Consider the following 8,076-nt stretch of genomic DNA (forward strand, 5'->3'; position numbering starts at 1 on the left):
GCGGGCCCGCGCCGCCACGGCCTCCCACCAGGGGTCGAGCGCCGGGGCGGCGGCCGGCTCGAAGGGCTGGCCGGGCCGGGGCACGGCCACCGTGGCGCCGACCGCCCGCCCCGCGGCGACCGACCCCGCGGCCGGCTCCTCCCACGGGTGCTGGGCCAGCACGAAGGTGCCCCAGTGGATCGGCAGCATGACCCCGTGGCCGGCGTCGCCGCGCTGGAGGTCGGTGTGCGCCCGCAGGCCCTCCTCGGGCGTCATGTGGATGTCCGGCCAGAACTCGCTGTAGGCGCCGACCTGGATCATCGTCGCGTCGAACGGGCCGTGTGCGGCGCCGATGTCCGCGAAGCCGGGGAAGTAGCCGGTGTCCCCGCTGTGGTAGACGCGGTGCTCGGGTCCGGCCACCGCCCAGGAGGCCCACAGCGTGTGCTGCCGGTTGCGCAGGGCCCGCCCGCAGAAGTGGCGCGCCGGGGCGGCGGTCAGCAGCAGCCCGTCCACCTTGACGCTCTCGTGCCAGTCCAGCTCGGTCGTCCGGTCGGCGGGCACGCCCCAGTGCTCCAGGTGCGCGCCGACGCCGAGTGGGACGACGAACCGGGTGCCGGTGCGGGCCAGGGCGCGGATGGTGGGCATGTCGAGGTGGTCGTAGTGGTCGTGGGAGATGACCACCGCGTCCACCGGTCCCAGCTCCGCGAGCGGCGCGGGCACCGGGTGCAGCCGCCGCGGGCCGGCGAACGCGAAGGGCGAGCAGCGCTCGCCCCACACCGGGTCGAACAGCACCCGCCGCCCGTCGATCTCGGCCAGCACGCTGGAGTGCCCCATCCACGTCAGCCGCAGCCCGGAGGCGGGCGGCGCGGCCAGGTCGGCGAGCGTGGTCGGGTGGACGGGCACGGCGCCGGCCGGGGTTCTGCGCAGGCGGTCCTCCTTGCGGAAGAAGGCGGCGGCGAACTTCAGCAGCGAGCCGGAGGGCACTGTGCTGGCGGCCACCGGATTGGTGAACGCGCCGTCCGCGAAGTGCGGGGACCGCCTGATGCGCGCCATCCGCTCCCCGGCGGGGTCCGCGCCGAAGGCGGCGGGGCGCAGGGCTGCGGCGAGCCGGGAGCTCTTCTGGCTGGAGCGGGTCACGGCACCTCCTGGGTGAGGGGGCGGATCACCCCGTGGTCTGGTCGTCCTCGTCAGGGACAACTCCCGAGACGGGGGACCTGGTTCCGGGCCTGCGGCCGGTGTGCGCCACGTGCCGGAAGTGTACGTCAGGGGCCTCGCGGCGGCGCGGTGTACGGCCGGACCGGGCCGGAGCCCCGAGCACGCCGCACCGCGCGCCGCCGTCCACGCCGTACGGGGTGCGCGGTGAGCTGCGCCGCGCGGGCCGGGGCGACTCACCGCGCCCCCGGCCCGCCGTGCCCGTACCGCACCCGGGCCGGCCGCGCACCCGCACCGGGCCGGGGCTGTCCGAGGGGTCCGACCGGCCGGGGACCGCCCTCGGGCCGGGCTCCGTCAGGCGATGAGAAAGTCGGCGGCCCCCTCCTTCGCCCCCATGATGAACCGTTTCATCTCACCGTGGGTGTAGATCAGGGCGGGCCCGTCGGGATCCGCGGACTGGCGCAGCGCCACCCGCCCGTCCCCCAGGCGCAGCGCCTCCACGCAGCTTCCCCCGTTGCCACCGCTCCACGGCTTGAGCCAGCCTTCGGTGCCGAGGTCCCTCGCCGGCATTCCGTTGTAGATGCGGTCACGGCCAGTGCGATCCATAGAGTTCAGATCTCCTTGCAAATGCCACTCAGCATGGCCTGAGTGCTCTGTGCGGGCGCGGCCTGCGCGCACATCCGGTCCAAGGCCTCCAGGAAGGCCGCCACGTCGTCGCGCTCGTCGAAGTAGGAGCCGCTGACCAGCGTCTCCGTGTACGCGATGTCGGGCAGCTCCGGGATCGGGAACCGGAAGATATGGAAGGGGCCGTACATCGCCGGGTGCGGGCCGGCCTCGAACGGCATGATCTGGAGTCGGACGTTCGGCATGTCGGTGGCTTCCGTCAGCGCCACGACCTGGGTGCGCATGATGCCGGATCCGCCGATGGGCCGCCGCAGCACCGTCTCGTCCATCACCACCCACAGCATGGGCGGGTCGGGCCGCCGCAGCAGCGCCTGGCGCTCCATCCGCAGGTCGACCAGGCGGTCGATCTCGCTCTGCGCGGCGTGCGGCAGCCCCGCGCGCAGCACCGCGCGGGCGTAGTCCTCGGTCTGCAGCAGCCCGGGGACGTAGTGCGGCTCGTAGGCGCGGATGAGGTTGGCGGCGCCCTCCAGGCTGACGAAGGTGTTGAACCACTCGGGCAGCACGTCCCGGAAGCGGTGCCACCACCCGGGCTTGTTGGCCTCGCGGGCCAGGGCGAGGAAGCCTTCGAGCTCCTCGGGGTCGGTGACGCCGTACGTGGTCAGCAGCTTCTCCACGTACGGGATCTTGAGGCCGACCTCGGCCTTCTCCATCCGCCGGATGGTGGCGTGAGTGACGTCGAGCGCGCGGCCCGCCTGCTCGAACGACAGCCCCGCCCGCTCCCGGAGGACCTGGAGCCGCTTGCCGAGCACGACCCGCAGCACGGTCGGTGCGCCGCCGGCCCGCCCGTCCGCCACTAGCGTTCCTCTCCGACTACCTTCACAGGGCAGCAGTCTGTCACGCGACCGGTCGGCAGAACAGTCTGTGCCCGCCGATTCTGCAAATTACAGGTTGCACCTTGCCATGCGTGACGCGCACAGAGCATAGTGACGACGTGGCTCCTTCCTTTGAGGCTCTCCGGTCGTGGAGCAGTGGCGTCCTGGCCGCTCCGTGCCTCCAGGACGCGTTTCACCTCCCCGCGATGAGCGCGTCGGTGGCGGAGGCCAGACGGCGCGTCGTGGGACGGCTGTCCACGTGGGGCGTCGACGCGGGCGTACGGGACAACGCGGAGCTGGTGGTGTCCGAGCTGTTCACCAACGCCGTGTGCCACACCTCCAGCGAGGAGATCGGCTGCTACCTGCAACTGCGCGGGACGCGGCTGCGGCTGGCGGTCAGCGACCAGGGGTGCGCGGGCAGCGAGCCCCGGGCCCGCCGGGCCGGCGCCGACCAGGAGGGCGGCCGGGGCCTCGCGCTGGTGGACGCCCTGTCCCACGCCTGGGGGGTGCGGCCGGACACGGACGGCCCGGGTCGGGTGGTCTGGGCCCGCCTGGCCTAGCCGGCGCATACGGTCCGGACGGTCCCCCGCGGTACGGGAGAACGCGGGGCGGCCGGAGCCGGCCGCGGCGGCGGAAGGGCCTCGCGCGCACGCGAGCCGGACGGCCGGACGGGAGGAAGAGGAAGCGGAGGAGACGGGAAACGGCCCGAGGGGTGCCGGTGGGACAGGGACAGTGACGGCGCGTGCGCCACGGGGGTCTGCCCCTGTCCCACCGGGACCCCTCGTCGGCGCCCCGGCCTCTCCTGCCGCCCCGGCCGGTGTGACGGCGGAGGTACGCCGCGCCGGCGCGCGCGGGGCGGCGGTGGCCGGGCGGCGGGCGCCGGTCCTGGCACAAAGTGCACTGATCACGCGAAAGCGCATGTCGTAGGGTCGGCTCAGCCCGCCTCGCCGAAACGCGGCGGCGGCCCGTCCCCGAGGAGCGCCCGTGACGCAGCAGACGCCGCAGGTACCGTCGATCGAGCCCGAACTGGCCGGGATACGCAACTTCCGCGACGTCGGCGGCCTGCCCGCCGCCGACGGGCGGCGCGTCCGGCACGGCGTCCTGTACCGCAGCGGGCACCTCGCGCACGCCACCGCCACCGACGCCGCCTTCCTCGCCTCGCTCGGACTGCACACCGTCTTCGACTTCCGCAACGCGGCGGACATGAGCCTGGAAGGCCCCGACGTCACCCTTCCGGGCGTACGGAACGTGAACCTGCCGCTGACCGACCCGGCCGACGGCGCCGGGTTCTGGAGCATGGTGCGCGACGGCGACCCGGGCACGCTGCGCGACCTGCTCGCCGACGGGCGGGCCGAGGCCCGGATGGTGCACGCCTACCGGGAGATCATCCGCACCCGCACCGCCGAGCACGGGCAGGTGCTGGCCGCCCTTGCGGACGGCGCGGTGCCCGCGCTGATGCACTGCGCGGCGGGCAAGGACCGGGCGGGCCTGACGGTCGCCGTCACGCTGCTGGCCCTGGGCGTCGAGCGGGACGCCATCGAGGCGGACTACCTGAAGTCCGCGGCCGCCCACCGGCGCTACCGGGTGCGGCGCAACGGCGACCCGGCCACCAGCATGTCGCCGGAGATCATGGCGCTGCTCGGCCCGCTCTTCGACGCCCGCGTGGAGTACCTGGCGGCGGCCTTCGAGACGATCGAGGACGTCTGGGGCGGGGTCGACCGGTACCTGGAGACGGGGCTGCGGTTCGGCCCCGACCAGCGGCAGCGGCTGCGCGAGCGGCTGCTGACCCCCTAGGCCGCGGCCCGCCGGCGCCGGATGGCCCGCCCCGGACGGCCCGGCGGCCCGCCCGGCGGGCGGCCCGGTCAGCGGCCGGCCACCGCCTGCTTCACCAGCGTCCGCCCGAAGTCCCACATCAGGCCGCCGCCGCTGTGCGCGTCGTCCATGACGTCGGTGAAGGCGTCGACGAAGCGGTCGACCTCCCGGTCGCCGATGATCAGCGGCGGGATGAGCTTGATGACCTCCATGTGGTCGCCGGAGACCTGGGTGAGGATGCGGTGGCGCTGGAGCAGCGGCGCCACGACCATCTGGGCGAACAGGCCCTTGCGCGCCGCCTGGAGCACCGCCCAGCGGCTGCGCAGCCCGAGCGACCTGGGCCGGCCGAACTCTATGCCGATCATCAGGCCGCGCCCGCGCACCTCGTGCAGCAGCTCGTAGCGGTCCACGAGCGCGGCCAGGCGGGTGCGCAGCAGGTCGCCGGTGCGCCGCGCGTTCGCGACGACCTGCTCGTCCTCCATGACCGCGAGGACCGCCAGGCCGGCCGCCATCGCCTGGGCGTTGGATCCGAAGCTCGCCGAGTGGACCAGCACCCGGTCCATCGAGGAGTACACCTTCTTGAAGATCCAGTCCTTGCCCAGGGTGGCGCCGACCGGCACGTACCCTCCGGACAGGGCCTTGGCCACGCACACCAGGTCGGGCTCGACGCCCTCCTCGTGCTGGTAGGCGAAGAAGTCGCCGGTGCGGCCGAGGCCCGTCTGCACCTCGTCGGCGATGAGCAGCGCCCGGTGCCGGTGCAGCAGCTCCTGGGCGGCCCGCAGGAACCCGGGCGGCGCCTCGTGGACGCCCTTGCCCTGGATCGGCTCGACCACGAAGCCGGCCACGTCGCCGCGCCGCAGCTCCCGCTCCAGGGCAGCGAGGTCGCCCAGCTCGACGGGCGTGTCGGGCAGCAGCGGGGCGAAGCCCTTGCGGAAGCCGTCCTCGCCGTTGACCGACAGGGAACCGGTGGTCAGGCCGTGGAAGGCGTGCGCGCAGTACAGGATCCGGGGCTTGCCGGTGGCGCAGCGGGCGAACTTCAGCGCCGTCTCCACCGCCTCGGTGCCGCTGTTGCCGAAGAACACCCGGTCCAGGTGCGGCGCGTGGGCGAGCAGCCGCTCGGCGAGCAGCCCGGGCAGCGGCGGGCAGTCGAACCGGGTCAGGTCGGCGAGCTGGGCGTCCAGCACGTCGTGCAGCGCCTGGCGGACGACCGGGTGGTGGCGGCCCAGGCCCATCACGCCGAAGCCGGCGAGCATGTCGAGGTAGTCCCGGCCGTCGGCGTCCCAGAAGTACGCGCCCTCGGCCCGCTCGTAGACCTTGTCGAAGCCGATGGTGTGCAGCATGCGCGGCAGCTGGTGGTTGAGGTGGCGGGCGTGCAGGTCGTACCGCTCGCCGCCGCGCTCGGCCAGCAGCCTGCCGAGGTCGAATCCCGCTCCCCGGCCGTCGGCTGTCATGCGTCGCTCTCCTCGCTGTCGGCGTCGCCGGCGCGCCGCGCGCCGACCGCGTCCGGCCCGGCGGCCGGGTCCGTGCCCGTCGTCCCGCCGGGGCCGGCCGCCGCGGGGCCCGCGCCGCGCGCGGCGTCCGCGCGGACCAGGGCCGCTCCGATCCGGCCCGCTATCTCCGCGGGCGTGAGCCCGATGTCGGCCAGCACCTCGGACCGCTTGGCGTGCGCCAGGAACGCCTCCGGGATGCCGAAGGTCCGTACCGGCAGGTCCACCCCGGCGTCGCGGAGGGCCTGGTCGACCGCCGAGCCCACGCCGCCGCGGCGGCTGCTGTCCTCGACCACCGCCACCAGGCGGTGCCGGGCCGCCAGCGCGGGCAGGGCCGGGTCGACGGGCTTGACCCAGCGCGGGTCCACCACGGTGCAGCGGATGCCGCGCCCGGCGAGCAGGTCGGCCGCCTGCAAGCCGGTCGCCGCCATGGTGCCCACCGTGACGAGCAGTACGTCGGCGGGCCCGTCCGGCTCCGGTGTCCCGCCTGCCGCCAGCAGCACGTCCATGCCGCCCACCCGGCCGACCGCGGGCACGGGCTCGCCCACCGACTCCTTGGGGTAGCGGACCACGGTCGGCGCGTCGCGGACGTCGACGGCCTCGCGCAGTTGGGCGCGCAGCTGGTCGGCGTCGCGCGGGGCGGCGATCCGCAGGCCGGGCACGACCTGGAGGACCGACAGGTCCCACATGCCGTTGTGGCTCGGCCCGTCGGTGCCGGTGACCCCGGCCCGGTCCAGGACGAACGTCACGCCGCACCGGTGCAGGGCCACGTCCATCAGGACCTGGTCGAAGGCGCGGTTGAGGAAGGTGGCGTAGACGGCGACGACCGGGTGCAGGCCGCCGGTGGCCAGACCCGCGGCGGAGACGGCGGCGTGCTGCTCGGCGATCCCCACGTCCCACACCCGGTCCGGGTACGCGGCGGCGAACCCGGTGAGGCCGACCGGGTCCAGCATGGCCGCGGTGAGCGCGACCACGTCGGGCCGCTCGGCGCCGATACGCACCATCTCCTCGCCGAAGACGGACGTCCACGACCGGCCGCCGCTGGGGGCCAGCGGACGGCAGGTCAGCGGGTCCATCGCGCCGACGGTGTGGAAGCGGTCGGCCTCGTCCTCCAGGGCCGGGCGGTAGCCGCGGCCCTTCTCGGTGAGGCAGTGCACCAGGACCGGGCCCGTGAACCGCCGGGCCCGGCGCAGGGCCGACTCGACGGCCGCGGTGTCGTGGCCGTCTATCGGGCCGACGTACTTCAGGCCCAGGTCCTCGAACAGGCCCTGCGGGGCGAAGGCGTCCTTGAAGCCCTTCTTCGCGCCGTGCAGGGACTCGTACAGCGGCCGGCCCACGACGGGGGTGCGCTGCAGGACCTCCTTGCCCCAGGCGAGAAAGCGCTCGTAGCCGTCGGTGGTGCGCAGGGTCGCCAGGTGGTCGGCGAGGCCGCCGACGGTGCGCGCGTAGGAACGCTCGTTGTCGTTGACGACGACGATCAGGGGGCGGTCCTTGGCGGCGGCGATGTTGTTCAGCGCCTCCCAGGCCATGCCGCCGGTCAGCGCGCCGTCGCCGATGACCGCGACCACGTGCCGGTCGGTGCGGCCGAGCAGCTGGTCGGCCTTGGCCAGGCCGTCGGCCCAGCCCAGCACCGTGGAGGCGTGGCTGTTCTCGATGACGTCGTGCTCGGACTCCGCGCGGGAGGGGTAGCCGGACAGGCCGCCCTTGCCGCGCAGCTTGGAGAAGTCCTGGCGGCCGGTGAGCAGCTTGTGCACGTAGGCCTGGTGGCCGGTGTCCCACAGGATGCGGTCGGCGGGCGAGTCGAACACGCGGTGCAGGGCGATGGTCAGCTCGACCACTCCGAGGTTGGGGCCCAGGTGCCCGCCCGTTCTGGCCACGGCGGTGATCAGGAACTGGCGGATGTCGTCGGCGAGTTCGTCCAGCCGGTCCGCGGACAGCGCTTTGAGGTCCTGCGGGCCCCGGACGGTCTCCAGCAGCGACATGGTCGCTCCCCCTCCTCGTGGTTTGGCGATCGTAGGGTGCGGCGCGGCGGGTGCGCCGGGCGGGTGGCGGCCCGCGGTGGCGGCCTCGGGGCTTACGGGCGCGGGCGGGCCGCCACGGTCCGGCGCGGGCCGTGGCGGCCGGGTCAGCCGGTGACGGTGACCTCGGGC

General features: G+C 74.7%; 7 protein-coding genes. 2 read left to right on the forward strand and 5 right to left on the reverse strand.

What is annotated here, in order from left to right; all coding sequences use genetic code 11:
• From RKE29_RS25615 to RKE29_RS25625, 3 genes are all read right to left on the reverse strand, one after another.
• Positions 1-1,116, reverse strand: a 1,116-nt coding sequence (locus RKE29_RS25615; protein ID WP_312008006.1) for an MBL fold metallo-hydrolase, incomplete at its 3' end; no start/stop codon positions are given.
• Between the two features lie 369 nt (positions 1,117-1,485).
• On the reverse strand, positions 1,486-1,737 hold the full coding sequence (locus RKE29_RS25620) for a DUF397 domain-containing protein (RefSeq protein ID WP_312008007.1): 252 nt from the start codon (positions 1,735-1,737) through the stop codon (positions 1,486-1,488).
• A gap of 5 nt (positions 1,738-1,742) precedes the next feature.
• Positions 1,743-2,609: a helix-turn-helix transcriptional regulator gene (locus RKE29_RS25625; RefSeq protein WP_312008008.1), complete on the reverse strand. Its 867-nt coding sequence runs from the start codon at positions 2,607-2,609 to the stop codon at positions 1,743-1,745.
• Between the two features lie 224 nt (positions 2,610-2,833).
• On the opposite strand from RKE29_RS25625, the gene RKE29_RS25630 reads away from it, so the two are divergent.
• Entirely contained in the window at positions 2,834-3,187 is a 354-nt protein-coding gene (locus RKE29_RS25630; RefSeq protein ID WP_312008010.1) for an ATP-binding protein, read from the forward strand.
• Positions 3,188-3,611: 424 nt separating this feature from the next.
• Entirely contained in the window at positions 3,612-4,421 is an 810-nt protein-coding gene (locus tag RKE29_RS25635; RefSeq protein WP_312008011.1) for a tyrosine-protein phosphatase, read from the forward strand.
• 68 nt (positions 4,422-4,489) lie between these two features.
• Here the strand turns inward: RKE29_RS25635 and RKE29_RS25640 are convergent, their stop codons facing one another.
• Both RKE29_RS25640 and dxs read right to left on the reverse strand, forming a co-directional pair.
• On the reverse strand, positions 4,490-5,890 hold the full coding sequence (locus tag RKE29_RS25640) for an aspartate aminotransferase family protein (protein ID WP_312008014.1): 1,401 nt from the start codon (positions 5,888-5,890) through the stop codon (positions 4,490-4,492).
• Complete coding sequence (gene dxs / locus RKE29_RS25645) at positions 5,887-7,908, reverse strand: 1-deoxy-D-xylulose-5-phosphate synthase (RefSeq protein ID WP_312008015.1); 2,022 nt, start codon at positions 7,906-7,908, stop codon at positions 5,887-5,889. The genes RKE29_RS25640 and dxs overlap by 4 nt, the downstream gene beginning before the upstream one ends.
• Positions 7,909-8,076 lie beyond the last annotated feature (168 nt).

Origin of the sequence: Streptomyces sp. B1866, assembly GCF_031932565.1 — a bacterium.
Classification (GTDB): domain Bacteria; phylum Actinomycetota; class Actinomycetes; order Streptomycetales; family Streptomycetaceae; genus Streptomyces.

Excerpts from the sequence above, each read along its gene's own strand:
- RKE29_RS25640 (WP_312008014.1), bottom strand. The coding sequence starts at position 5,890 with ATGACAGCCGACGGCCGGGGAGCGGGATTCGACCTCGGCAGGCTGCTG.
- RKE29_RS25620 (WP_312008007.1), bottom strand. The coding sequence starts at position 1,737 with ATGGATCGCACTGGCCGTGACCGCATCTACAACGGAATGCCGGCGAGG.
- RKE29_RS25630 (WP_312008010.1), top strand. The coding sequence starts at position 2,834 with ATGAGCGCGTCGGTGGCGGAGGCCAGACGGCGCGTCGTGGGACGGCTG.
- dxs (WP_312008015.1), bottom strand. The coding sequence starts at position 7,908 with ATGTCGCTGCTGGAGACCGTCCGGGGCCCGCAGGACCTCAAAGCGCTG.